The organism is Rhizobium sp. LCM 4573 (assembly GCF_001854865.1).
In the GTDB taxonomy this organism is placed as follows: Bacteria; Pseudomonadota; Alphaproteobacteria; order Rhizobiales; family Rhizobiaceae; genus Neorhizobium.
Genome location: NZ_MDDW01000001.1, coordinates 451,059 through 473,558, shown reverse-complemented (window position 1 = coordinate 473,558; position 22,500 = coordinate 451,059). Strand labels below are relative to the sequence as shown.

26 protein-coding genes are annotated in these 22,500 nt (G+C 62.8%); 15 read left to right on the top strand and 11 right to left on the bottom strand.

Annotated features, from left to right (window positions below):
- The first annotated feature begins 9 nt into the window (after nt 1-9).
- On the top strand, nt 10-240 hold the full coding sequence (locus tag LCM4573_RS02445) for a hypothetical protein (protein ID WP_046794559.1): 231 nt from the start codon (nt 10-12) through the stop codon (nt 238-240).
- A gap of 137 nt (nt 241-377) precedes the next feature.
- Here the strand turns inward: LCM4573_RS02445 and hutX are convergent, their stop codons facing one another.
- The gene (hutX, locus tag LCM4573_RS02440) at nt 378-917 is read right to left on the bottom strand and encodes a heme utilization cystosolic carrier protein HutX (RefSeq protein WP_071004234.1); all 540 of its coding nucleotides are present in this window, start codon (nt 915-917) and stop codon (nt 378-380) included.
- 11 nt (nt 918-928) lie between these two features.
- Nucleotides 929-1,276: an antibiotic biosynthesis monooxygenase gene (locus LCM4573_RS02435; protein ID WP_071004233.1), complete on the bottom strand. Its 348-nt coding sequence runs from the start codon at nt 1,274-1,276 to the stop codon at nt 929-931.
- A 164-nt stretch (nt 1,277-1,440) separates the two neighbouring features.
- Between LCM4573_RS02435 and LCM4573_RS02430 the strand changes: the two genes are divergently transcribed.
- Genes LCM4573_RS02430 through LCM4573_RS02420 form a run of 3 tightly spaced genes read left to right on the top strand, consistent with a single transcriptional unit; the run spans nt 1,441 to nt 4,192 of the window.
- A complete protein-coding gene (locus LCM4573_RS02430) occupies nt 1,441-2,325 on the top strand; it encodes a hemin ABC transporter substrate-binding protein (protein WP_071004232.1) in 885 nt (294 codons plus the stop codon).
- A complete protein-coding gene (locus LCM4573_RS02425; protein ID WP_071004231.1) occupies nt 2,325-3,413 on the top strand; it encodes an iron ABC transporter permease in 1,089 nt (362 codons plus the stop codon). Before LCM4573_RS02430 ends, LCM4573_RS02425 begins: the two co-directional genes overlap by 1 nt.
- A complete protein-coding gene (locus LCM4573_RS02420; RefSeq protein ID WP_071004230.1) occupies nt 3,410-4,192 on the top strand; it encodes a heme ABC transporter ATP-binding protein in 783 nt (260 codons plus the stop codon). The genes LCM4573_RS02425 and LCM4573_RS02420 overlap by 4 nt, the downstream gene beginning before the upstream one ends.
- Here the strand turns inward: LCM4573_RS02420 and LCM4573_RS02415 are convergent.
- Nucleotides 4,189-4,551 carry a YbaN family protein gene (locus tag LCM4573_RS02415; protein WP_071005139.1) on the bottom strand — a complete coding sequence of 121 codons (363 nt, stop codon included), beginning with the start codon at nt 4,549-4,551 and terminating at the stop codon, nt 4,189-4,191. The genes LCM4573_RS02420 and LCM4573_RS02415 overlap by 4 nt on opposite strands.
- Nucleotides 4,552-4,736: 185 nt before the next feature.
- Between LCM4573_RS02415 and galE the strand changes: the two genes are divergently transcribed.
- The 6 genes from galE to LCM4573_RS02385 all read left to right on the top strand — a co-directional run bounded on the left by galE (nt 4,737) and on the right by LCM4573_RS02385 (nt 10,034).
- The gene (gene galE, locus LCM4573_RS02410; protein ID WP_071004229.1) at nt 4,737-5,726 is read left to right on the top strand and encodes a UDP-glucose 4-epimerase GalE; all 990 of its coding nucleotides are present in this window, start codon (nt 4,737-4,739) and stop codon (nt 5,724-5,726) included.
- 8 nt (nt 5,727-5,734) lie between these two features.
- Nucleotides 5,735-6,130, top strand: coding sequence for a VOC family protein (locus LCM4573_RS02405; RefSeq protein WP_071004228.1), 396 nt, complete (start codon nt 5,735-5,737; stop codon nt 6,128-6,130).
- A gap of 11 nt (nt 6,131-6,141) precedes the next feature.
- Complete coding sequence (gene ung / locus LCM4573_RS02400) at nt 6,142-6,831, top strand: uracil-DNA glycosylase (RefSeq protein ID WP_071004227.1); 690 nt, start codon at nt 6,142-6,144, stop codon at nt 6,829-6,831.
- A gap of 135 nt (nt 6,832-6,966) precedes the next feature.
- Nucleotides 6,967-7,896, top strand: a complete 930-nt coding sequence (locus LCM4573_RS02395; RefSeq protein WP_071004226.1) for a VOC family protein — start codon at nt 6,967-6,969, stop codon at nt 7,894-7,896.
- Between the two features lie 25 nt (nt 7,897-7,921).
- Nucleotides 7,922-8,536 (top strand): alpha/beta hydrolase, encoded by a 615-nt coding sequence (locus LCM4573_RS02390; RefSeq protein WP_071004225.1) that lies wholly within the window; start codon nt 7,922-7,924, stop codon nt 8,534-8,536.
- A gap of 70 nt (nt 8,537-8,606) precedes the next feature.
- On the top strand, nt 8,607-10,034 hold the full coding sequence (locus LCM4573_RS02385) for an aldehyde dehydrogenase family protein (RefSeq protein ID WP_071004224.1): 1,428 nt from the start codon (nt 8,607-8,609) through the stop codon (nt 10,032-10,034).
- Nucleotides 10,035-10,115: 81 nt separating this feature from the next.
- On the opposite strand, the gene LCM4573_RS02380 is transcribed toward LCM4573_RS02385, so the two are convergent.
- Nucleotides 10,116-10,826, bottom strand: coding sequence for a hypothetical protein (locus LCM4573_RS02380; protein ID WP_131818926.1), 711 nt, complete (start codon nt 10,824-10,826; stop codon nt 10,116-10,118).
- A gap of 71 nt (nt 10,827-10,897) precedes the next feature.
- Nucleotides 10,898-11,470 carry a hypothetical protein gene (locus LCM4573_RS02375; RefSeq protein WP_071004222.1) on the bottom strand — a complete coding sequence of 191 codons (573 nt, stop codon included), beginning with the start codon at nt 11,468-11,470 and terminating at the stop codon, nt 10,898-10,900.
- A gap of 236 nt (nt 11,471-11,706) precedes the next feature.
- On the opposite strand from LCM4573_RS02375, the gene LCM4573_RS02370 reads away from it, so the two are divergent.
- A complete protein-coding gene (locus LCM4573_RS02370; RefSeq protein WP_071004221.1) occupies nt 11,707-11,916 on the top strand; it encodes a hypothetical protein in 210 nt (69 codons plus the stop codon).
- Here the strand turns inward: LCM4573_RS02370 and LCM4573_RS02365 are convergent.
- Nucleotides 11,874-12,806, bottom strand: a complete 933-nt coding sequence (locus tag LCM4573_RS02365; protein ID WP_071004220.1) for a DMT family transporter — start codon at nt 12,804-12,806, stop codon at nt 11,874-11,876. The two genes, LCM4573_RS02370 and LCM4573_RS02365, sit on opposite strands and share 43 nt — an antisense overlap.
- Before the next feature lie 288 nt (nt 12,807-13,094).
- On the opposite strand from LCM4573_RS02365, the gene LCM4573_RS02360 reads away from it, so the two are divergent.
- From LCM4573_RS02360 to LCM4573_RS02345, 4 genes are all read left to right on the top strand, one after another.
- On the top strand, nt 13,095-14,393 hold the full coding sequence (locus LCM4573_RS02360; RefSeq protein ID WP_071004219.1) for an adenylosuccinate synthase: 1,299 nt from the start codon (nt 13,095-13,097) through the stop codon (nt 14,391-14,393).
- 58 nt (nt 14,394-14,451) lie between these two features.
- Entirely contained in the window at nt 14,452-16,689 is a 2,238-nt protein-coding gene (locus tag LCM4573_RS02355; protein WP_071004218.1) for a hypothetical protein, read from the top strand.
- Between the two features lie 81 nt (nt 16,690-16,770).
- Nucleotides 16,771-17,169, top strand: coding sequence for a hypothetical protein (locus LCM4573_RS02350; RefSeq protein WP_071004217.1), 399 nt, complete (start codon nt 16,771-16,773; stop codon nt 17,167-17,169).
- 163 nt (nt 17,170-17,332) lie between these two features.
- Nucleotides 17,333-18,754 carry a PepSY domain-containing protein gene (locus LCM4573_RS02345; RefSeq protein WP_071004216.1) on the top strand — a complete coding sequence of 474 codons (1,422 nt, stop codon included), beginning with the start codon at nt 17,333-17,335 and terminating at the stop codon, nt 18,752-18,754.
- A 72-nt stretch (nt 18,755-18,826) separates the two neighbouring features.
- On the opposite strand, the gene rpoH is transcribed toward LCM4573_RS02345, so the two are convergent.
- From rpoH to LCM4573_RS02325, 5 genes are all read right to left on the bottom strand, one after another.
- Nucleotides 18,827-19,729, bottom strand: a complete 903-nt coding sequence (gene rpoH / locus LCM4573_RS02340) for an RNA polymerase sigma factor RpoH (RefSeq protein ID WP_071004215.1) — start codon at nt 19,727-19,729, stop codon at nt 18,827-18,829.
- A gap of 182 nt (nt 19,730-19,911) precedes the next feature.
- The gene (locus tag LCM4573_RS02335; protein ID WP_071004214.1) at nt 19,912-20,235 is read right to left on the bottom strand and encodes a DUF1127 domain-containing protein; all 324 of its coding nucleotides are present in this window, start codon (nt 20,233-20,235) and stop codon (nt 19,912-19,914) included.
- A 63-nt stretch (nt 20,236-20,298) separates the two neighbouring features.
- A complete protein-coding gene (locus LCM4573_RS28225) occupies nt 20,299-20,460 on the bottom strand; it encodes a hypothetical protein (RefSeq protein ID WP_198539674.1) in 162 nt (53 codons plus the stop codon).
- 82 nt (nt 20,461-20,542) lie between these two features.
- Nucleotides 20,543-21,376, bottom strand: a complete 834-nt coding sequence (locus LCM4573_RS02330; protein ID WP_071004213.1) for an AraC family transcriptional regulator — start codon at nt 21,374-21,376, stop codon at nt 20,543-20,545.
- Nucleotides 21,377-21,439: 63 nt separating this feature from the next.
- Nucleotides 21,440-22,465 carry an RluA family pseudouridine synthase gene (locus LCM4573_RS02325; protein ID WP_071004212.1) on the bottom strand — a complete coding sequence of 342 codons (1,026 nt, stop codon included), beginning with the start codon at nt 22,463-22,465 and terminating at the stop codon, nt 21,440-21,442.
- Nucleotides 22,466-22,500: the final 35 nt, after the last annotated feature.

Below are 22,500 nucleotides of genomic sequence, written 5' to 3'. Positions count from 1 at the left end.
GGGATTATCATGCCGCCGGATGAACTCGAAGCGACACTGACGGCGCTGCCCTTGCGGGTCGGCGTCTATATTCCCGACGATCTTCTCGAGGACTGGTTTGCGCCAGGGACCGGAATGAAACCCGTGAGCGAGAACGCACTCAAGGCGGCGGCAATCTATGGCCGGCGCTTCGAATGCGAGTTCAAATATTATCCGGATCGAATGGAAGGCGTCTTCTGGAAATGGGTGCCGGCGATCTGAGCAGAAGCGAAAAGCTCGCCGCGCCACTCAAGATCGCCTTCCTCGTTCGGCGCGGGGAGGGCGAACGTCCGCCAGTGGCGCGGCGGCATGGTTCAGGTTTTTCGGCCCAGGAGAAAAACGTCTTGGGCCGGTTCCTTTCAAAGCGTGGCGTAACGGTCGCGCAGGCCCTCGAACTTCGCAAGCTGTTCGGCGATCAGTTCGCGGTTCTCGTCGCGGCGGACGAAGACCTTGAACATGGCCGATCCCTTTTCGTTCATGAACCAGACGGAACAGGAGCGGCGGCCGTGGAAAGGCCGGTCCACGAAGGTCACCGAGGCGCAGTTGTCCTTCCTGATGTGGCCGCCGATCGGGCTGTCGCCGTGGATGTTGAACCAGCCATGGGCCTCGGAACCTGCCGGCAGGCTGCCTTCGGCTTCCAGTACGATATCGTCCGTATGGACGATGAAGAGCACTTCGCCCCAGTTGGTCAGTTCCGACCAGATGTCTACGAAAGCCTCCTTCGACGCGATCACGGCCGCGCCCTTGGGCAGGATCTCCAGAATCTCGGCCGGGGTGACTTCGGCTGCGGAGGCAATCGTCTCCACGACGCCGTCCGGCTTGGCGGCGAGGGCTTCGAGCGCACGGGCGCGCCGGTCGGGGTTGATAGGATCCGGTTTGATGTCAGCGACTGCGTTCATCTCTATCAACCTCAAGCGGCGTCGGCGCGGCGAACGCCCTTGCTGTCCTCGTGAATGATAACCTCGAAACCCTCGAAGTGCGGACCGGAGAGATATTCGACCTTGCCGCGGTTTTCACCCGCCTTGGCGTGGGCGGCGCGGAACTGCTCGGATTGCGTCCATGCGACGAAATGCTCGTAGGTTTCCCAAACCGTGTGGGATGCATAGAGGGTGTGATCCTCCGCCTTCGGGCCCTTCAGCATATGGAATTCGATATAGCCCGGAAGCTCGGCCAGCCGGCCTTCGCGGCTGCGCCAGATGGTTTCGAAGGCTTCCTCGTAACCCGGCACGACGCGGAAACGGTTCATGGCAATGTACATTGGATCGATCCCTCACATATGTTTCATTTTCGGCTCAAGATATCTGCGGCCGGTGCTCTTGAAAAGCCGAAAAAACTTGCGTAGTCAACTCAAGTTATTGGTGCCATCGCGGATGGCAAGCACGGCCGAACGTGCTTCGAACGGGTGAGAAAGGGGCAGAAATCATGAGGTCTTCCTTCGCATTTCGCGGGCTGTTCGCAGCCATCGTCCTGACRGGAGGCATGCTGTCCCATAACGCTTTTGCCGCGGAAAAGGGCAATCCGGAGGCCCGGCGCATCGTTTCCGTCGGCGGCACGGCAACCGAAATCCTCTATGCTCTCGGCGCGCAGGACCGCATCGTCGCGGTGGATTCGACGAGCCTCTATCCCCCCGAAGCAAGCTCCAAGCCGGATGTCGGCTACATGCGCGCCCTTTCCGCCGAAGGCATTCTCGGCCAGCAGCCGGATCTGCTCCTCATCGAGGAAGGCTCCGGTCCGCCGCCCGTCCTCGATATCCTCAAGGCCAGCGAAGTTGCGATGGTGACGATCCCAACGCCGCCGAAAGCCGAAGCCATTCCCCAGAAGATCAGGGATGTCGGCGCGGCGGTCGGCCTTTCCGACAAGGCGGAGGTCCTTGCGAGCGAGACGGAGGCAGGCCTGAAGAGGCTTGCGGAAGACGTCGCGAAGCTCGGCGCGGAGAAGAAGCGGGTGCTCTTCGTGCTCTCCGTCTCCAATGGCCGCATCATGGCCGGCGGCGCCGATACGGAGGCCGGGGCTATTATCGAAATGGCCGGCGGCATCAATGCCGCCCCGACGATCAACGGCTACAAGCCGCTTTCCGACGAGGCGGTGATCGCGGCAAAGCCGGATGTCATCCTCTCCATGTCCCGCGGCGACCATCAGCTCAAGCCGGAGGAAGTCTTCGCGCTGCCTTCGATGCAGACGACGCCGGCAGCCGCCAACAAGGCGCTGGTTTCCATGGATGGATTGCTGCTGCTGGGCTTCGGCCCGCGCACGCCCGAGGCCGCCCGCACGCTTGCCGCAAAGCTCTATCCGGGCGCGATAAACTGATGAAGACGCTGGCGATGCCCTTTCGGCTGGCTGCCGATGGAGACCGGACGCACCAGGGAGCGATCGTCCTCCTGCTGCTCGTCCTTCTGTTGATCGCCGCCTGCCTCATCTCGCTCGGCAGCGGCCCGACCGGAGTGGGCCTCTCCGAACTCTGGGCCTATCTCACCGGCAATACGGCGAGCCTTTCGGATCAGGAGCGGGTGGTGCTGGAGGCGGTGCGCCTGCCGCGCACCGCCCTCGGGCTTCTGGTCGGCGCAGGGCTTGCGGTCTCCGGCGCGATGATGCAGGGGCTCTTCCGCAACCCGCTCGCAGACCCCGGCATCGTCGGCGTCACTTCGGGAGCCGGGCTTTTCGCCGTCATCGCGATCGTCCTCGGCGGCACGCTTCTGGCCCCGCTTGCAGCTCTGTTCGGCAGCTATTTCCTGCCGCTGATGGCCTTTTTCGGCGGGCTTCTGAATACCTGGCTGCTTTATGTCATCGCAACTCGCGACGGGCAGACCTCCACCACCGCGCTCATTCTTTCCGGCATCGCGATCGGTGCCTTTGCCGCGGCCTTCATGGGGCTGCTGATCTTCATCGCCGACGATCGGCAATTGCGCGATATCACCTTCTGGAGCCTCGGTTCGCTCGGCGGGGCGACCTCCGGACGCGTGCTGTCCATCCTGCCATTCATCGTTCTGGTGATGGCGATCATTCCCTTCGTGGCGCGCGGTCTCGACGCGCTGGTGCTCGGCGATGCCGCCGCCTTCCACATGGGCATTCCCGTGCAGAGGCTGAAGAAGATCGTGATCGTGGCGGTCGCGGCCGCCTGCGGCTCTACGGTGGCGGTCGCCGGCTCGATCGGCTTCGTGGGCATCGTGGTGCCGCATCTGCTGCGTCTCGTGATGGGGCCGTCGCACCGTTTCCTGCTGCCGGGTTCGGCGCTTGGCGGCGGCGCGCTGCTGCTCATCGCTGACAGTGTTGCCAGAACCGTTGCCGCGCCGGCGGAATTGCCGATAGGCGTCATTACCGCGCTCTTTGGAGCGCCGGTCTTCCTCTTCCTGCTGCTCGGCAGGCGAGGTGGTCTCGGCACGAGGGATATGCCATGATTTCCGCGGAACACGTTACCGTCACGCGAGCCGGCCGCAAGCTGGTGGACAACATTAACCTCGAGCTGAAACCCGGCCAGTTCACCGTTGTGATCGGGCCGAACGGGGCCGGAAAATCCACGCTGATGAAGGTGGTTTCCGGCGAGATGGAGCCGGATCACGGGGGCGTCGCCTATCATGGAACCGATGTCCGTCTTCACAAGCCGGCCGATCTCGCCCGGCGAAGGGCGGTCCTACCGCAGGCGGTGCAGCTCGCATTTCCCTTCACGGCGCTTGAGATCGTCCGCATGGGGGCGGTGGCGCAAGGCTCGCTGAACCCGACCGAACAGGCACGGCAGGCGCTTTCCCGCGTCGGGCTGCGYGGCTTCGAGAGCCGACCCTATCCCTCGCTGTCCGGCGGCGAACAGCAGCGCGTTCAATTCGCAAGGGCGCTGGCGCAGGTGCCGCAGCCGGTCGTGGATGGTCTGCCGTGCGCACTCTTTCTCGACGAGCCTACCGCAAGCCTCGATATCGGCCATCAGATCGCGGTGCTGGAGATCGCCCGCGATTTCGCGAGCGCCGGAGGCATAGTCTTCGCGATCCTGCACGATCTCAACCTCGCGGCCGAGTTCGCCGATCATCTCGTGGTGCTGAACCACGGCCGGGTGGTGGCGGAAGGCCCGTGCCTTGAGACCGTCAACGATGACATCATCGCCAGCGTCTACGGCATTGCCGGCGCGGTCGGCCGGCTTCCGGCAAAACACATCCCCTACATCCTGCCGCAATCGCGGGAGCGCTAGTTACTCGGTTCCGGCCGCGTGACCACGAAGATTGCCGGAACGATCATTACGGCCGCGACCAGCATCGCCCGCCAGAGGGAAGGCGACGTGCCGAACCAGAAGAGCGCATAGCTTGCAGCCATCAGCGTGACCGTGGCGATCTTCGCCCTTCTGCTGATCGCGCCTTCCCTGCGCCAGTTCTTGAGGGGCGGGCCGAACTTCGGATGCTCCATCAGCCAAGCCTCCAGCCGCGGGGAGGAGCGTGCGAAGCAGGCGACCGCCAGAAGCAGGAAGGGCGTCGTCGGCAAAACGGGCAGGAACGCACCCACCACGCCGAGCGCGACGAAAAGCCAGCCGAGACAGAGAAACAGGAGGCGCATGAAGAACTCATCGAAAATCCTGAGCATGATAGACAGGTTCTAGAAAGTCGTCCTGCATAAAATTGCCGCTGGGTGCTCATGCGAGCGGTAGAGATTGGAGATCGCTCCGCACCGCAGCATCTGCCCTTCCCATTTGATCCCTGCTCGCTATAGTGCCGCCGACTTCAACAACCACAGGAGCGATGATGTCGAAGAAGAAAGTGCTCGTGGTCGGCGGGGCCGGCTATATCGGTTCCCACACGTGTCTGGTGCTGGCGGAACGGGGTTATGAACCCGTCGTCTTCGACAATCTCTCCAACGGTCATTCGGAATTCGTGCGGTGGGGGCCCTTCGAGCAGGGGGATATCCGCGATCGCGCGCGCCTCGACGAAGTCTTCGCCAAGCACAAGCCGGATGCGGTGCTGCATTTCGCGGCGCTGATCGAAGTCGGCGAGTCGGTCAAGAACCCCGTCGGTTTCTACGATAACAACGTTATCGGAGCGTTGACGCTTCTGGCCGCCGCGATCGATGCCGGCGTCGAAGCCTTCGTCTTCTCCTCGACTTGCGCCACCTATGGTCTGCCGGACCGGGTGCCGATGGACGAGACGCACAAGCAGGCGCCGATCAATCCTTACGGCCGCACCAAATGGGTCATCGAGCAGGCGCTCAAGGATTACGGCACCTACAAGGGCCTGCGCTCGGTGATGCTGCGCTATTTCAACGCCGCCGGCGCGGATTTCGAAGGCCGGATCGGCGAGTGGCACACGCCGGAAACCCATGCGATCCCGCTTGCGATCGAAGCTGCGCTCGGCCGCCGGCAGGGCTTCAAGGTGTTCGGCGACGATTACGACACGCGCGACGGCACCTGCGTGCGTGATTATATCCATGTGCTGGACCTCGCGGATGCGCATGTTCGTGCCGTCGATTACCTGCTCGATGGCGGGGAGACGGTTGAACTCAACCTCGGAACCGGAACAGGCACGACGGTCAAGGAGTTGCTGGCGGCAATCTCCGAGGTTTCGGGCAAGCCCTTCCCGGTGGAATATGTCGGCCGGCGCGATGGCGATTCCACCTCGCTCGTCGCCAACAACGACAAGGCGCGGGCGGTGCTTGGCTGGGAGCCGAAATATAACCTTAACGATATCATCCGCTCCGCCTGGGACTGGCATTCGCGCAGCAATCACATACTGGAATAAAGATTATCATGGCCAAAATGATCCACTCGATGATCCGCGTGTTGGAGGAGGCGCGGTCGGTTGAATTCTATCGACAGGCCTTCGGGCTCGAGGTGGCGCAGCGCGTTCCCTTCGACGGTTTCACGCTGATCTATCTTTCCAATCCGGAGACCGGTTTCGAACTGGAGCTGACGGTGAATGCCGGCCGGGGGGAGCCCTATGAACCCGGCAATGGCTATGGTCACCTAGCCGTTTCCGTTGAAGACCTCGATGCCGAACACGAGCGCTTTACCGGGCTTGGACTGCCGGTCGGAAAGCTTGTGGATATGCAGCACGGCGGGAAGCCTTTCGCGCGTTTCTTCTTCGTCACCGATCCGGATGGCTACAAGATCGAGGTGATACAAAGGGGCGGGCGGTTTCAGTAAGGGAGCGGAAAATGACGGAGGGTGTGAAGCTCGAGGAAAGCTGGAAGCGGGTGCTCGGACCGGAATTCGCAAACCCCTATATGAGCGAGCTCCGCCGCTTCCTGGTGGCCGAAAAGGAGGCGGGCAAGCACGTCTTTCCGAAGGGCTCGGAATATTTCCGGGCTCTCGACCTGACGCCGCTCGACAAGGTCAAGGTGGTGATCCTTGGGCAGGACCCCTATCATGGCTACGGGCAGGCGCACGGCCTCTGCTTCAGCGTGAGGCCTGGCGTGCGCATCCCGCCCTCGCTCGTCAACATCTACAAGGAAATGGAAGCCGATCTCGGCATTCCGCCCGCCAATCACGGTTTCCTCGAACACTGGGCGGAGCAGGGCGTGCTGCTTCTCAACAGCGTGCTGACAGTGGAGGAGGCGAGGGCGGCTTCGCATCAGGGTCGCGGCTGGGAACGCTTCACCGATGCCGTCATTCGAGCGGTCAACGAGGAATGCGACGGCGTCGTCTTCATGCTTTGGGGCTCCTATGCGCAGAAGAAAGCGGCCTTCGTGGACACGAAAAAGCATCTCGTGCTGCGCGCTCCGCATCCTTCGCCGCTTTCGGCCCATAGCGGCTTTTTCGGCTGCCGCCATTTCTCCAAGGCGAACGAATTCCTTGCCTCGCGCGGCAAGGAACAGGTGGCGTGGCAGCTTCCCGAACGCGTCTAATTCAGTAAACGATATTGCTGCAGTGATATCCGTTCAGTGAACAATGCGTTCGGGGTCGGGACCCTATCCAGTTAGGACCCAATCGACCACATTTGCCCCAGAAAGAAGGCTTTTAGAGCCGGAAAGGGGTTTCAAATGCTCGATCAGATCAAGGGTCTCCATCACGTCACCTCGATGGCGGCCAGCGCCAGCACCAACAACAGGTTCTTCACCGATACGCTCGGGCTTCGCCGGGTCAAGAAGACCGTCAATTTCGACGCACCGGATGTCTATCATCTCTATTACGGCGACGAAGTCGGCACGCCGGGGTCGGTGATGACCTATTTCCCGTTCCCGCATATCGCTCGCGGCCGCCCCGGCACGGGCGAAGTCGGAACCACGCTTTTCTCCGTGCCGCAAGGCTCCTTCGGCTTCTGGACCGACCGCCTGACGAAGGCCGGCGTCGAAGGCATCAAGGCCGATAGCGCCTTCGGCGAAAACCGGCTGCACTTCGCAGGCCCGGACGGCGACGGGTTCGCGCTCGTGGAGGTAAAGGACGATCCGCGCGCACCGTGGACCGGCAACGGCGTTTCCGAAGACCATGCGATCCGCGGCTTCCATTCCGCTTCGCTGAGACTTCGCGACGACGGCGCCACCGCCGAACTCCTGAAGTTCATGGGCTATGAACAGGTGGATGCGAAGGACGGCGTCACGAGGCTCGGTATTCCGGGCGGCAATGGTGCCGACGTCATCGACATCGAGACGATGCCGAACATCAGCGGCGCGCGCCTCGGGGCCGGTTCCGTGCATCACATCGCTTTCGCGGTCGAGAATCGCGAAAAGCAGCTCGAAGTCCGCAAGGCATTGATGGATACCGGCTATCAGGTAACGCCTGTCATCGACCGGGACTACTTCTGGGCGATCTATTTCCGCACGCCCGGCGGCGTGCTGTTCGAGGTCGCCACCAACGAGCCCGGCTTCGATCGCGACGAGGATACCGCCCATCTCGGCGAAGCGCTGAAGCTGCCGACGCAGCACGAACATCTGAGAAGCGCCCTCGAGCAGCATCTCGAACCGATCGCATAGCGGTTTCGGGATCAGGAGAACAGACATGAGTTACGACAGCTACGTGCACCGGGCGAGACCCGGTGCACCCGGAGCGCCGATCCTGTTCGTCTTTCACGGCACGGGCGGCGACGAGAACCAGTTCTTCGAGTTCGGCGGCCGGCTGCTGCCGAACGCCACGGTGATCTCGCCGCGCGGCGATGTTTCCGAACACGGCGCAGCGCGCTTCTTCCGGCGCAAGGCCGAAGGCGTCTATGATTTGGACGATCTTGTCAGGGCAACCGAGCGGATGGGCGAGTTCGTGGCGGCGAACCGCGGCCGCTACGCCTCCTCGACCGTGCTTGGCCTTGGCTTTTCGAACGGCGCGAACATTCTTGCCAACATGATGATCGAGAAGCCCGGCCTCTTTGATGCGGGCGTTTTGATGCACCCGCTGATCCCGTTTGCGCCGAAGGACCGCAAGACCAATGCCGAGGCGCGTGTGCTGATCACCGCCGGGCAATACGACCCGATCTGCGCGGTCTCCGAGACGCAGGCGCTTTCGGAGTATTTCCAGCGTCAGGGCGACCATGTGACGGTGGAATGGCATGGCGGCGGTCACGAAATCCGCCCCAACGAGATCGAGGCTGTGAGGACGTTCTTTGCGCCTTATGGTGGGTGAGTTCTGCTTGCAGCAGRCATGACCATGGCCGATAGTATCCGGGTCATGCCTGTTCGATCGGAGGTCTCCCATGAGCAACCATCTGAAATTCTTCATCGACGGCGCGTGGGTCGAGCCCGTAATCCCGGTCGCTCTCGATGTGATCGATCCCTCCACGGAAGAGGCTTACACGCAGATCGCCCTTGGCTCGAAGGAGGATGTGGACAAGGCGGTGGCGGCTGCGAAGGCTGCGTTCCCCGCCTTTTCTGTCTGGCCGAAAGAGGAGCGGCTGAAGCTCCTGCGACGCATCCTCGCCGAATACGAGAAACGCTACGAAGACATTGCCACAGCGGTCTCGCGGGAAATGGGGGCGCCGCTCAGCTTTGCCCGCAATTCGCAGGCTGCCGCCGGCAAGGGACACCTCATCGCTACGATCGAAGCCTTCGAGGCTTACGAGTTTATTGAAAAACGTGGGACGACCACCATCGTCAAGGAGCCGATTGGTGTTTGCGCCCTCATCACCCCGTGGAACTGGCCGCTCAACCAGATCGTCTGCAAGGTGGCGCCCGCGATCGCCGCTGGCTGCACCATGGTTCTGAAGCCTTCCGAGATCGCGCCGATCAGCGGCATCATCTTCGCCGAGGTGATGGAGGCGGCCGGCACACCTAAGGGCGTCTTCAATCTGGTGAACGGCACCGGTCCCGATGTCGGGCAGGTGATGRCCGGCCATCCGGATGTCGACATGGTCTCCTTCACCGGCTCGACGCGCGCCGGCATCATCGTCGCCAAGACGGCGGCCGATACGGTCAAACGGGTGGCGCAGGAGCTCGGCGGAAAGTCTCCCAACATCATCCTTCCCGGCGCCGATCTCGAACATGCGGTTTTCGAAGGGGTCACTTCCTGCTTCGGCAATTCCGGCCAGTCTTGCGATGCGCCGACACGCATGCTGGTGCCGGCCGGGCGGCACGACGAGGCGCTTATGATCGCCAGGGCAGCGGCTGAGAAACTGAAGACCGGCGATCCGCAGGCTGAGGATACCGATCTCGGCCCGGTCGTCAGCAAGGTACAGTTCGACAAGATCCAGCGGCTGATCCAGGCCGGCATCGAGGAGGGCGCAACGCTCGTCACCGGCGGGCCAGGCAGGCCGGAAAACCTTAACCGCGGCTACTATGTGCGGCCGACGGTGTTCGGCAACGTCACCAATGACATGACCATTGCCCGCGAGGAAATCTTCGGTCCGGTTCTGTCGATCCTGCCTTACAGGGACGAGGAACAGGCGATCGAGATCGCCAACGACACGCCCTATGGGCTGGCGGCCTATGTTCAGTCGGGCGATATCGACCATGCTCGAAGGGTGGCGGCGCGGCTGAGGGCCGGTTCGGTCTACATCAACTATCCGGATTGGGACACGAAGGCGCCCTTCGGCGGCTACAAGCAATCCGGCAACGGGCGCGAATACGCCGATTGGGCCATTCACGATTTTCTCGAAATCAAAGGCATCGTGGGGTATGGCGCTTAGGACTCTCAATCTTCCGTCCGTTCGCCGGCGAGCCTGGCGGCGGCGAAGGCGCTTTGAGGGCAAGGTCGAATTCGGGGCGGCCTAGAAATCGATTGCCGAGACAATCCGGCCGGGCTGCGCAGCCGTGATGCGAGGCGGGGCCGGCGCACGGAAGGCGCGGTCCTTCTCCTCGGGCGCTATGTCAGGAAAGGCCGCGTCGATTTCCGCGCGATGCTCATTCGAGATTTTGCCGCGAGCGCAGGCCCCCTGTTCATTCCAGACCCTCTTCGCGATCGCTCCGTTGACGGCCGATGTGATCGCATTGCCGGCGAGATCGTTGCGATCTACCTTGTTCTGGACGATCAGCGCCTGAATGGCTTCTCCCAGAATTTTCGCGGAGTCATCGAAAGTCACCTGGCGGAGGCCCTCGAAACGAGGATCGTCTTCATTGTCGACGAGGCAATGCCGCGCTTCGAACAGCCAGTCGTGGATCATGTAGGCCGGCGCATAACCCCAAGGCGAGAGGCCCTTGAATATCTGCGCGCCTCTCGGGACGGAGCCGCCGTCGGTGTACATGATGCCAGGCCTTATGACCGTGGCTGGCTGATTGCCATTCGGGCGGGTGAAGGTCAGCGGTGCATCCGGCCGCGGAACGAAGACGAATTTTCCATCGCCGCTCGGGCCGCCTTCGCCGACCCACATGACGACAAGGCTGCCGCTGAACCTGCCCGGCGGTTGATCGTGATAGTAGATCGAGCCGCAGCCGGCTAGCGCCAGTACCGATGCGATGATGCCCTTCAAGCGAGCCCTCATGACGTTCCCCCAGGCTCGACGGGAACTTAGGGGAGAGGAGACGGAATTCAATTATCGCCAGGGCGCGGTTCTTAGTATCCGCAGTTCCTCAATTGCGCCTCGTATTTCGATGCCATGGCGGCGGAGCGCTGGGCGGCCTTCCGGACGCCGGAACCGAACTGGCCCTTGGAATAGCCGGCATGGCCGGAATAATAGGCGAGATAGAGTCTGTACCCGTCGTTGAGCGGAATGCCGTTCCGCAAGTGGCTGCGGTTATGATACCAGCCGACGAAGTGGATCGCGTCGGTGAAATCGGTGCGGCTGGCGCTCCAGCGGCCGGTGGCGCGCTTGTATTCGAGCCAGGTGCCGTCGAGCGCCTGGGCATAGCCATAGGCAGAGGAGGGGYGCTTCCACGGAATGAAGCCGAGCAGCTTGGTGCGGGGCGGCCGTGCATTGGAGCGGAAGCCGGATTCCGTATAGATCGTCGCCATCATGATGGGTACCGGTACGCCGAATTCACGTTCGGCTGCCCTGGCATCGCGTGCCCAGTTGTTGAAAAGCCCATCCCGCTGCTCGAAGATCGCACAGGCATTCGTGATCCGGTTGGGAGCGGAAGCACAGGCGGAAAGCAGCAGCAGGAGAGCGATGGTGAACGCAATACGCATCGCCTAGTCTCTCTCGGTTTCGAGAGATTAATGACCGGTAAAATTTAAGGAAAAGTTTAGGAATTGGAATGTCGCGCCGGCAGCGTTCCCCAGGCGGCGTCCCATTGCGGGAAAAAGCGCGATTTCATTAAAATTGCAGATATCGGCTTAAGCGTACCGAAAACCTGCCGTCCTAGGCTGAGTTCATCGAGAAAAGAGACGGCGGGCTGGCCGTCCGAAGAAACAGGGTTCAGGCAATGGTCAAGAAGCTCCTCATCTCCGCGATCGTTCTGACGGTTCTCATCGCCGGCAAGGAAGCGGATGCTGCCGGACCGGCCGGCATCGTCCGCGATTTTGCCGCCTCGCCCTCGATGCAATTCGACGGCGCCGAAGGCGATCTCGGCACGCTGGATGCGCTGGACGGCTATTTCGACCTGTTTGCGGAAGACGCCGAGATGCCAGCCTGATCGCCGGCGGAGGCCGGTTTTCCGAGTTCGGCGATAGCGATGCCGCCGAGCGCCAGCGCGAGCGCGAGGATGTGGAAGAGCTGCAGGTCTTCGCCGAGGACGGCGACCGATAGCAGCGTGCCGAAGACGGGCACGAGGTTGATGAAGAGGCCGGCGCGGTTGGCGCCGATGCTTTCCACGCCCCTGATATAGAAGATCTGCGCGATGAGCGAAGCGAAGATCGCCGTATAAAGGCCGATGACCCAGCCTTCGGTATCCGGCCATACGAGGGCATCGCGGGAATATTCCCATGCGACCAGCGGCGCGGTGGCCAGCATCGCGAACAATGCCGGGAAGGCCATCAGCGTGCGCCAGTCGACGCGCGGCTTCCAGCGCAGCGCGATCGTATAGACGGCATAGACCACGACGGCGATGATCATGATCGCGTCGCCGAAATTGACCCCGAGATGGATGAGGCTTCCGAGGTCGCCATGGGCGGCGGTCAGCGCGACCCCCACCAGCGTCAGCGAAAAGCCGGCGATTTGCGCGAACGATACCCGCGTCCTGAACAGGAGGAAGTTGAGGACGAATATCAGCATCGGAATGCCGGCCTGTTCGATCGTCACATTGATCGCCGTCGTATAATTGACGGCGGTGTAGAGCGCGGCGTTGAAAACGGTGTAGCCGATGATGCCGTAGAAAATGAAGATCGGCAGGTTCTTCCTGACGATCGGCCAATCCCTGACGAGCTGCGGAACCGAAATCGTGAAGATGATGGCGGTTGCGAAGAACCAGCGCCAGAAGGTGAGCATCATCGGGCTCACATGGCCGATTGCGAGCTTGCCCGCCACCGCATTGCCGCCCCAGCAGAGCGCCGCCGTGGCGAGGTAGAAATAGGCCATCTTGCGCAAGATATTCTCCTTCGTCGGCGCAAAAGCCCTCGGACCTTTGGCGACAGGGCGAAATAGCGTGCGATCCGGTGATTTGTCACGCAAAAACCATGGCATGGCCACAAACAGGTCGCTTTCCTCCCGCCAAGGCAGTATAGATGCGGCCGTTTGCAGCGCGTTTGCCGTGTACGACAGACAAAACGCTGTGGGAATTCGGATCGGCGCATGTCCCTTCCATGGATCATTTCGATCTATGGGGTTATGCGCGTATGGACGTTTGGGCTTTGCCCGGAAAACAGGAAGCGAAAAATGACGAATGTCGTGGTGATCGGTTCGCAGTGGGGCGACGAAGGCAAGGGCAAGATTGTCGACTGGCTTTCGGAACGCGCCGATATCGTCGTGCGCTTCCAGGGCGGGCACAATGCCGGCCATACGCTGGTGATCGACGGCACGAGCTATAAGCTTTCCCTGCTGCCCTCCGGCGTCGTGCGTCCCGGCAAGCTGGCGGTCATCGGCAACGGCGTGGTGGTCGATCCGCATGCGCTGGTCGCCGAGATCGATAAGCTTGAAAAGCAGGGCGTCAAGATTGCGCCCGAGAACCTGCGCATCGCCGACAATGCGACGCTGATTCTCTCGCTGCACCGCGAACTGGACGGCATGCGCGAGGACGCGGCCTCCAACAGCGGCACCAAGATCGGCACGACACGGCGCGGCATCGGCCCGGCCTACGAGGACAAGGTTGGCCGGCGCGCCATCCGCGTCATGGACCTTGCCGATCCGGAAGCGCTTTCGGCCAAGGTCGACCGCATCCTCACCCATCACAACGCGCTGCGTCGCGGCTTCGGCGTTTCGGAAGTTTCGCATGAGACCATCATGCAGGAGCTCATGTCGGTTGCCGAGCGGGTCCTGCCTTACCGCGAAACCGTCTGGGAGCTTCTGGACAAGGAGCGCCGCAAGGGTTCGCGCATCCTGTTCGAAGGTGCCCAGGGTTCACTGCTCGATATCGATCACGGCACCTATCCCTTCGTCACCTCGTCCAACACGGTCGCCGGTCAGGCGGCCGCTGGTTCCGGCATGGGTCCCGGTGCGCTTGGCTATATCCTCGGCATCACCAAGGCCTACACGACCCGCGTCGGCGAGGGACCGTTCCCGACGGAACTCAACGACGAGATCGGCCAGTTCCTGGGCGAGCGTGGCCATGAGTTCGGCACGGTAACGGGCCGCAAGCGCCGCTGCGGCTGGTTCGATGCCGCGCTGGTGCGTCAGTCGGTGGCGACCAATGGAATCACCGGCATCGCGCTGACCAAGCTCGACGTGCTCGATGGTCTCGACGAGCTGAAAATCTGCGTCGGCTACATGCTCGATGGAGAGCGGATCGATCACCTGCCGGCAAGCCAGGGCGCCCAGGCTCGCGTCGAGCCGGTCTACATCACGCTCGAAGGCTGGAAGGAATCCACTGTCGGCGCCCGCAAATGGGCGGATCTGCCGGCTCAGGCGATCAAATATGTCCGCCAGGTGGAAGAATTGATCGGCGCGCCCGTCGCGCTACTTTCGACCAGTCCGGAGCGCGAGGACACCATACTTGTGACTGATCCGTTTGAAGACTAATGTCTCAAAATGGTTACCTTTCATCCGGCGTTAAGCCGATGAACGTGAGAAAGTGCTGATGGCTGATTTTGTAGCGGTTATCCGCCGCGCCGTGGACGGTCTGGCGAACAATACGCCCGAAATGCGGACGAAGGTCTACGACAAGGCTCGTAGCGCGGTCCAGCGGCAGCTAGAGAACATGAAGCCGCGTCCCTCGGACGACATGCTGCGCCGGCAGATGGAAAAGCTGGAAGCGGCGATCGTCGAGGTGGAGGGCGAGCACGCCGAGGCCCTGCCGCCGATCGAAGAGCCGGCGCTTGCCGAGGAGCCGGTCTCCTATCCGGCGGAGACCGAGGAGGCTCTTGCCGAGGAGCCGGCTGCCCAGGAGGAGCCGGATACCTACGAGGAGCAGGCCGAGCAGGAGACCGTTGCGGCCGAAGAGCCTGTCGCGGAGGAAGCCGAGGCGCATGAGCCGGAGCCGCAGGCTGAAAGCGAAGCCTATGCGGAAAGCACTCCCGCCTATCCGGAGGAGGAAGCGGAGCAGGTAGCGGCCGCGCCTGAAGAGCAGGAGCCCTCGGGCGAAGAACCCCAGCGTTACGGCGACTGGCGCGACGAGATACCGGAAGAGGATACGATTCGGGCTTCCGCTTCGCCGGACGAGGCGCCTTACGAGACGATCCCGCGCTTGGAGGATACCTCGGACAGGCTTGCCGAGGAACCGGCGCCGTCCTCCGAATATTCCGCCAACGGTTACCATCCCGCGCATGAGGAAGAGCCGGTTGCAGCCGGCCAGCCGCAGGAGCCCGCTTGGGAGCATGAATCGGCGGCCGCCGCGCAGCGTCCGGAAGAGGAGTGGGGCTGGAACGAGCCCGCCGAAACGCGGCAGGCCGCGGAAGCCGAATCGGCATGGAATGACGTTCCGGATCTTTCCTTGCCGACCCGCAAGGGGGAGGAGGCCGACAGCCACGCCGCCGCGGCGGAGCCGATCGACGCCCGTTTCGTTCAGGAAACGAATGTCGCGGCCGATTCGGTACGGATGCCTTCCGTCTCCGATCTTCCCGAGTTCGGGGCAAAGTCTTCGGCCGAGGATCGGCAGGCGGACGGTACCCGCAAGGAGGAAAGCGATCCCTGGGCCGACTTGGAAGAGCTGATCGGCTACAACAAGGACGCGCCCTTCACTGGCACGACGCGTGATCCGCTCGCGGCCGAAAGCGCGAAGGACGATGCGCCCGTCGCCAAGACCTATCGCGTCACTCCCGAAAAGAAGCGCAGCTATACCGGTGTGGTTCTCGGCTTGCTGGGCCTCGTCGTCGTTCTCGGCGGCGGCTATGGCCTCTGGCTGAACCGGGAGGCTTTGACGGAAATGGTCAGCGCCTTCGTGGAGCCAGGCCCGCCCGGAACGGAGACGCCTTCCGCGGAGACGACGCCCGCCACGCCGCAGACGCCTCCCGCGCAGCCGTCGAACGGCAATGGAAATGGTGCCGCAGCTCCGACCCCGGACGATGGGTCGGTCGCCGGCAGCAAGTTCACGCAGCGTCTGCTGCCGGACGGTACGGAAGTGGACGAGGGACCGGGCGGCGCGCCCGCCGGCGGTGCCGAAGGCCAGTCCGTCGCTTCGCTGAATTCGCCGCCGGCGCCTGCCGCTTCCGAGCCACCCGCTCAGGGAACGACGCCTGCCGCCACCGGCGAGCAGGGCGCAGAGGCCGCCGGCAATCAGCCCGCGCCGACCGCCAATCCGTCGGATGCGCCGGCGCTGGCAGGCGAGAAGATGTTCCTCTACGAGGAGCGGCTCGGCCAGACGGCTCCGACCGCGATCGAAGGAGCGGTTTCCTGGTCGCTCCAGCGCGAACCGGGCGAAAACGGCGCACAGGAGCCGGTAGTGCAGGGACGCATCGCCGTTCCGGGCCGCGGGCTGACCGCGCTCATCACCGTCAAGCGCAATGCCGACCCGTCGCTGCCGGCAAGCCATCTGATCGAGATCGTCTTCTCGGTTCCGCCGGATTTCGAGGGCGGAGCGATCGACAGCGTTCAGCGCATAGCGATGAAGCAGACTGAGCAGGATCGGGGCAATGCGCTGATCGCCGTTCCGGCGAAGATCACGGATGACTTCCACATGATCGCGCTGAACGACTTCCCCGATGCGCGGACCACCAATCTGGAGCTGTTGCGCAGCCGCGACTGGATGGATATTCCGGTGGCTTACCGGAATGGCCGCCGCGCCCTGCTCACGCTGCAGAAGGGCCCGGCCGGGGTGCAGGCGTTCAACGAGGCGATCCGGGAATGGGCCGCGCTCGGGAACTCCGCCAGCAGCCAGTAAGGCGAACTGAATTTCGCTGCGGCGCGTTGAAGGTCAACGTGCCGCAGTGACAAGCGGCGGCTTGCCGGGGCATGTGAAGTCATGCGCGACATCAGGCGGATTATCGGCGATGCAATGAGCGGCGGGGTTCTCGCCGCCCTGATTGCCGTCATGCTCACGCTGCAGGGCGCGATCGGCGCTTATGCGCAGGCATCGATGGCATCGGCTGAAACCGATCCGATGCTCGTTATCTGCGCGACCCACGGCACGGAGACGCTGCCGCAAAAGCATTCCCCCGACGCTTCATGGCCGGATTGCTGCTCGGCGGCGTGTCAGATCGCGTGTTCGATCGGGCATGGCTTTCCGCCGGAAAGCTTCGTTCTCAACGATCACCGACCGCATGCGGCACACCAATCCTTTGAGACAGTTTTCGCTGTTCTTGCTCCGCGCGCCCTCGGGCTTACGGGGGAAGCACGTGCTCCTCCTGCATTCTCCATCTGACGTTCGACCACTCGATCCGGCGTGAAGCGCACGCCGCCCATACGTCCTTGGAGGAAACCATGTTCAACCTTCCGCAGGCGCGGCTTGTCTTGCCGCCGGTTGCCTTGTCCGTTTCACCACCCTTGTCCGGTTCTCGGGCGGGCCTTTCCGCGAGGGGGGTGGCATGTCTATTGATGTGAACCCGCGTTCCGAAGCCCGCGATCAGGACGGAGCGATGAAGCTCTTCATCCTGAGACTGCATTTCTATGTCGGCCTCTTCGTCGGCCCCTTCATTCTCGCCGCGGCGTTTTCCGGCGTCCTCTACGTCGTGACGCCGCAGATCGAAACCTGGCTCTATCGCGACCAGCTCTACGCTGCGACGGCAGGCAGCCCTCAGCCGCTTGCCGCGCAGGCGGAGGCGGCGCGCGGGTTCATAGGCGAGGGGCCGAGGCTCTTCGCGATCCGTCCCGCGCCCGAAGAGGGCATGACCACGCAGGTGATGTTCAGCGAGCCCGGTCTCGGCGAATCCGAAAGCCGGGCCATCTTCGTCGATCCGGTATCCCTGAAAATTCAGGGGGATTTGGTGGTCTATGGGACCAGCGGCATCCTGCCGTTTCGAACGACCCTCGATTATCTTCACCGCAACCTGCTTCTCGGCGAACCCGGCCGCTATTACAGCGAGCTTGCCGCCTCCTGGCTCTGGTTGGCGGTGCTCGGCGGCGTTCTACTCTGGTTCTGGCGGCGCAAGGCCGTTCGGCCCACCGCCGAAAAGGCGCGCCAAGCCTTCGCGATGCGCCGTCTCCATAGCCTGATCGGCCTCTGGATCGCAGTGGGGCTTCTGTTCCTTTCGGCAACGGGGCTGACATGGTCCCGCTGGGCCGGAGATCGTATCGACCGGTTCCGGTCCGAGGTGGGCTGGGTCACGCCTTCGGTTTCGCTGGCGCTCGACGGCGCGTCTCCCTCGGCTCCGCAGGGGGAGCACACCCATCACGGCAGCGGGGAAGGGCATGGTCATATGGCCATGCATGAAGTGGCCGTCGATCCGGTGGCGCAACTCGATCGGGTTCTGGCCATATCGCGGGAGGCCGGAATCGATTCCGGCATGCTCGAACTCCGTCCGCCGCGGGCTGATGGCCAGGCCTGGCTGGTGCGTGAATATGATCGGCAATGGCCGACTCAGGTGGATACGATCGCCATCGATCCGCAAACCCTTCAGGTGACCAGTCGGGCCGATTTTGAGACCTTTCCGATCGTGGCGAAGCTGATCCGCTGGGGGATCGATGCGCATATGGGCATACTCTTCGGCGCCGCCAACCAGATCGTCATGGCGGCGCTCGGCACCGCGCTGATCGTGATGATCGTCTACGGCTACCGGATCTGGTGGACGAGGAGGCCGGCTCCCGGCGCTGTACCGCGTACGCTGACCCGCGCCTGGACCTATCTTTCCCCACCGGCGAAGATCGGCGCAATCCTCATTGCCGCCGCGCTCAGCTGGGCGCTGCCGGTAATGGGGGCAAGCCTGGTGGCGTTTCTGGCCGTGGATATCGTCCGATGGAAGCTCTCGGGCCGGAAGGGCGTGAGCGGCGTCAAGGCGCCGGCAGAGTAGTTGCCGGGTCTTCGGCGCGCAAAGAAAAGGGCTGCCGAGGCAGCCCTTTTTCATGTTCGGTTTTGCGCGGGTTCAGGCATCGACGACGCGCAGAGCCTGCGCCTGGGCGAGCGCTTCCTTGCGGACGGCTTCCTGCACTTTCTCGAAGGCGCGAACCTCGATCTGGCGCACGCGTTCGCGGCTGATGTCGAACTCGGCCGAAAGCTCTTCCAGGGTCACCGGTTCATCGGCAAGGCGGCGGGCTTCGAAAATGCGGCGCTCGCGCTCGTTCAGCACGCTCAGGGCCTTGGCAAGCATGCGGCGGCGAGTATCGAGCTCGTCCTGCTCGATCAGCACTTCTTCCTGGCTGTCGTTTTCGTCCACCAGCCAATCCTGCCACTGGCCGGCTTCGCCTTCCGCGGCACGGATCGGCGCATTCAGCGAAGCATCGCCGGAAAGGCGGCGGTTCATGGAAACCACTTCCTCTTCGGAGACGTTCAGCTTCGTGGCGATTTCCTTGACGTGCTCCGGCTTCAGGTCGCCGTCATCGATCGCCTGGATGCGGCCCTTGAGCCGGCGCAGGTTGAAGAACAGGCGCTTCTGGTTGGCGGTCGTGCCCATCTTCACGAGGGACCAGGACCGCAGGATGTATTCCTGGATGGAAGCCTTGATCCACCACATGGCATAGGTAGCCAGGCGGAAACCGCGCTCCGGATCGAACTTCTTGACGGCCTGCATGAGACCGACATTTCCTTCCGAGACGACTTCACCGATCGKCAGGCCGTAGCCGCGATAGCCCATGGCGATCTTCGCCACGAGACGCAGGTGGCTGGTCACGAGCTTGTGGGCCGCATCGCGGTCGCCATGTTCGGCATAGCGTTTCGCGAGCATGTATTCCTGCTGCGGCTCCAGCATCGGGAACTTACGGATTTCGTCGAGATATCGATTGAGACCGGCTTCGCCGGCGGTAATGGACGGCAATGTATTGCGGGCCATAGAGCACCCCCTTGTGATCGTATTTTCCGGCTCCCTCTTGGATTTAGCCCAACGGCCGAAGGCGAGCCGCGGATGCGGGTCATTTCCGACCCCGCACCAACCCAGCTAACAAATAAGTAGGGCGAAACGGTGATTCAAGTGTTCACAGAAGCGTTATATCATTACAGTTTGGTAATGTATGTTCATGGAGATTTACGCTCCAGAGCGTGAGAGGCATCTCGCCGGTAACGGCTGTATCCGCCATATGTTTCGCTTCTGGAAAGACCAATATCCTTCAACTGATCCTCGGTCAATTCTAGGAGCGCCAGCCGCGTGCGCCGCCGGCGAAACCTTTGCACGAGGAAGGCGAAAAGATGGCGAAACAGGCCCAGTGGCCCACGCTGTTCCGGAGCGTTGGTGAATGCTTCCTCTTCTTCTGCCAGCGGAATTGGCGGAAGCGGAAACTCGAAAGTGAGGTCGTGCTTTTCCGACCCTCGGTCGAAGACCGTTGGCGCTTCGTTCTTCATGGTGGTTCTCCGGGAAAGATGCCGGCTCACCGGAAGCCGGCATCATCGGGTGCTTAGGGGCTGTTACTTTCGGGATGCCAGGGCGGTGCGGGTCGCGGCTTCGGCTTCTCTCAGCACCTCGGCGCATTCCTCGCAGCAGACCTCGACCGTCTTGCCGCCGATCTTCACGGCAATCCGCGTCTCGTCGAGTTCGCAATCGCAGGCAGCACAGGTGTTCGCTTTCATGATTTCATCTCCCGAATGGATGGTTGCAGGCGAAGGAAAACACTTTTGCTATGGGCGGCGCTGTCAGAATCTTTAGCGATTTTTATCGCAGGCCGGCGAAGTGCTGGAATTCCGCGGGCGTTCGGCCATAAGCCTGGCGGAAGGCGGCCGAGAAATGGCTGTGGCTGGAAAAGCCGAGATCGAGCCCGAGCCGGGTCAGGTCGTCATAACTGCCGAGCAGGTCGAGTGCGCGGGCGAGCCGCAGACGGAGCTGATAGCGGTAGAGCGGCGTTCCCTCCACCTGCTGGAAAGCCTGGGTGAGATAGACGGGCGAAACGCCGGTCTCCCTGGCGATCTCCGCCAAGGTCCAGCGCTTCGCAAGATCGGAGGAGAGGGCGAGCTTTGCCCGGTCCACCAGCTTCTGCCGGCCGGCGCTGGAAGCAGCTGCATGCGCCGTGCGCTCTCCCACCGCCCTACGGATCAGGGTCATGGCAAGGGTTTCGCCCTCGAGCGTCTCGGCGCTGCCGCGGCTCAGGCTATGGCGCAGCAGCGCGACCAGCGCCTGCGCGCGGGCATCGATCCTCAGACGCTGTTTGTTGAAGACGAAGTGCGCGCCCTTGGGATTGCGGTGCGTTTGCGGAACGAGTTCTTCCAGCATCTCTTCCGGCACATCCACGCTGAGACAGGCATCGCCGCCCTCGACAGGATGGCTGATCCGGTAGCCCTGGTCACGGTTGAAGAACAGAACCTGGTTCGCCTCGGCAACCGCGTCGTCGTGGCCGACATGGCGCAGGAAGACGCCGCGATAGGGAAAGACGAGGCTCGTGGCATGGGCGCATTCCTCGTCGCTCCTATGCCGGCATTCGCCGCTGCATACGACATCGCGGGCGGTGACCAGTTCCGTGCAGAGAAGTTTCGTGACCGTAAACTGGCTCATGGAATGTCCCGGTAGGTTGAGCAGGTGCTTTATACGCCTGCCCGAGCCCACCTACCACCCGTTTCATGCCCGAAAGGCTTCCACCAGTTCCAGCATGTCGTCCGGCATGGGGGCCTCGAATTCCATCACCTCGCCGGTACGGGGATGTTCGAAGGCGAGCAGGAAGGCATGAAGCGCCTGGCGCGGGAAGCGGCCGACCACGCTCTTTGCCGGTTCGGGCAGGAGGTTCGCCTTGGTGCGAAAACCGGCGCTGTAATCGAGATCGCCGACGAGGGGATGGCCGATATGGGCCATGTGGACCCTGATCTGGTGCGTCCTGCCGGTTTCCAGCCGGCACTCCACCAGCGAGGCGAGCGCGGTCGCATCCGGCTTCTCATGGAAGCGTTCGAGAACCTCGTAGTGGGTGATCGCCTCGCGGGCATCCTCGCTGTCCTCGCGTTTGACGGCCCGCTTGGTGCGGTCGCCCGTCGCCCGGCCGAGCGGAGCGTCGATCGTGCCGTGGAGCTGTCCCGGACGGCCCCATACGATGGCCTGATATGCCCGCTCCAGCGAGCCCGTGCGGCCATGGTCTGCGAACTGGTCGGCAAGGTGGCGATGGGCGATGTCGTTCTTGGCGATCACCATGACGCCGCTCGTATCCTTGTCGAGGCGGTGGACGATGCCCGGCCGCCTCACGCCGCCGATGCCGGAAAGGCTGGCGCCGCAATGGTGGATCAGGGCATTGACGAGCGTGCCGGTCCAATTGCCGGCGCCGGGATGAACGACGAGGCCGGCGGGCTTGGCGATGACGATCAGATCATCATCCTCGTAGAGCACCTCGAGCGGGATGTTCTCGCCCTTCGGCTCCGGATCCTCCGGTTCGGGAAGAGCGATCTCGACCGTGTCGCCGGGGGCGATCTTCTTCTTCGGCTCGGTGCAGGCCTTCCCGTTCAGGTAGACCGCTCCCTGCTCGATCAGCGCCTTTATCCGGCTGCGGGAAAACTCCCCTTCCAGCACGGCGGTCAGCCAGGCGTCGAGGCGGCCTTCGGCTTCATCGGCGGCTTTCAGGACTTTCCTTGGCGGCTCGCCTTGTTTAAAGGGGTCGTTCATTCATTCATCCAATGGCATTTGCCGGCACAAGGACA

What these genes read in the sequence shown, in the direction of transcription:
- LCM4573_RS02395 (WP_071004226.1), top strand. Translation starts at nt 6,967, where the DNA reads ATGCTCGATCAGATCAAGGGTCTCCATCACGTCACCTCGATGGCGGCC.
- LCM4573_RS02370 (WP_071004221.1), top strand. Translation starts at nt 11,707, where the DNA reads ATGGTCAAGAAGCTCCTCATCTCCGCGATCGTTCTGACGGTTCTCATC.
- LCM4573_RS02350 (WP_071004217.1), top strand. Translation starts at nt 16,771, where the DNA reads ATGCGCGACATCAGGCGGATTATCGGCGATGCAATGAGCGGCGGGGTT.
- LCM4573_RS28225 (WP_198539674.1), bottom strand. Translation starts at nt 20,460, where the DNA reads ATGAAAGCGAACACCTGTGCTGCCTGCGATTGCGAACTCGACGAGACG.
- hutX (WP_071004234.1), bottom strand. Translation starts at nt 917, where the DNA reads ATGAACGCAGTCGCTGACATCAAACCGGATCCTATCAACCCCGACCGG.
- LCM4573_RS02345 (WP_071004216.1), top strand. Translation starts at nt 17,333, where the DNA reads ATGTCTATTGATGTGAACCCGCGTTCCGAAGCCCGCGATCAGGACGGA.
- LCM4573_RS02425 (WP_071004231.1), top strand. Translation starts at nt 2,325, where the DNA reads ATGAAGACGCTGGCGATGCCCTTTCGGCTGGCTGCCGATGGAGACCGG.
- LCM4573_RS02405 (WP_071004228.1), top strand. Translation starts at nt 5,735, where the DNA reads ATGGCCAAAATGATCCACTCGATGATCCGCGTGTTGGAGGAGGCGCGG.
- LCM4573_RS02330 (WP_071004213.1), bottom strand. Translation starts at nt 21,376, where the DNA reads ATGAGCCAGTTTACGGTCACGAAACTTCTCTGCACGGAACTGGTCACC.
- LCM4573_RS02435 (WP_071004233.1), bottom strand. Translation starts at nt 1,276, where the DNA reads ATGTACATTGCCATGAACCGTTTCCGCGTCGTGCCGGGTTACGAGGAA.
- LCM4573_RS02390 (WP_071004225.1), top strand. Translation starts at nt 7,922, where the DNA reads ATGAGTTACGACAGCTACGTGCACCGGGCGAGACCCGGTGCACCCGGA.
- LCM4573_RS02445 (WP_046794559.1), top strand. Translation starts at nt 10, where the DNA reads ATGCCGCCGGATGAACTCGAAGCGACACTGACGGCGCTGCCCTTGCGG.
- LCM4573_RS02325 (WP_071004212.1), bottom strand. Translation starts at nt 22,465, where the DNA reads ATGAACGACCCCTTTAAACAAGGCGAGCCGCCAAGGAAAGTCCTGAAA.
- LCM4573_RS02355 (WP_071004218.1), top strand. Translation starts at nt 14,452, where the DNA reads ATGGCTGATTTTGTAGCGGTTATCCGCCGCGCCGTGGACGGTCTGGCG.
- LCM4573_RS02360 (WP_071004219.1), top strand. Translation starts at nt 13,095, where the DNA reads ATGACGAATGTCGTGGTGATCGGTTCGCAGTGGGGCGACGAAGGCAAG.
- LCM4573_RS02380 (WP_131818926.1), bottom strand. Translation starts at nt 10,826, where the DNA reads ATGAGGGCTCGCTTGAAGGGCATCATCGCATCGGTACTGGCGCTAGCC.
- LCM4573_RS02335 (WP_071004214.1), bottom strand. Translation starts at nt 20,235, where the DNA reads ATGAAGAACGAAGCGCCAACGGTCTTCGACCGAGGGTCGGAAAAGCAC.
- ung (WP_071004227.1), top strand. Translation starts at nt 6,142, where the DNA reads ATGACGGAGGGTGTGAAGCTCGAGGAAAGCTGGAAGCGGGTGCTCGGA.
- galE (WP_071004229.1), top strand. Translation starts at nt 4,737, where the DNA reads ATGTCGAAGAAGAAAGTGCTCGTGGTCGGCGGGGCCGGCTATATCGGT.
- LCM4573_RS02415 (WP_071005139.1), bottom strand. Translation starts at nt 4,551, where the DNA reads ATGCGCCTCCTGTTTCTCTGTCTCGGCTGGCTTTTCGTCGCGCTCGGC.